Source organism: Nonomuraea aridisoli, from assembly GCF_003236395.1.
Lineage (GTDB): Bacteria > Actinomycetota > Actinomycetes > Streptosporangiales > Streptosporangiaceae > Nonomuraea > Nonomuraea aridisoli.
In genome coordinates this window covers 1-389 of the sequence record NZ_POUD01000713.1, presented here as the reverse complement: position 1 = coordinate 389, position 389 = coordinate 1, and the positions used below count along the sequence as shown (strand labels likewise).

Annotated in this window: 1 pseudogene; it reads right to left on the bottom strand. The window is 74.3% G+C overall.

Annotation, left to right across the window (positions count from 1 at the left end):
• A pseudogene (locus tag C1J01_RS48870) lies at positions 1 to 389 on the bottom strand (DNA polymerase); the annotation flags it as partial.

Sequence of the window (389 nt, the reverse complement as noted above, 5' to 3'; positions counted from 1 at the left end):
CGACACCAGGTCGCGCCACCGCTGCGACGGCGGCGGGCACGTGCGCCCCAGCCACGACCGGACGAGCCGCCCCTCCTCCCCCGCCTTGGCGGCGTCCTCCACGAACTGGTACGCCTGCGGGAAACGCTGCCGCATCACGGCCAGCAGCTTGGAGGCGTCGCCGCTGGTGCCGCCGTACATGGCGGACAGCATCGCGATCTTGGCGTTGGCCCGCTCGCCCCCGAACGACTGCGCCAGCGCGGCGTACAGGTCGATCTCACCCGCCGCCGTGGCCAGGCCCACGTCACCGGCCATCGCGGCCAGCACCCTCGGCTCCAGCTGCGCCGCGTCGGCGACGACCAGGGCCCAGCCGTCGTCGGCCATCACCACGCGCCGCATCACCTTGGGGA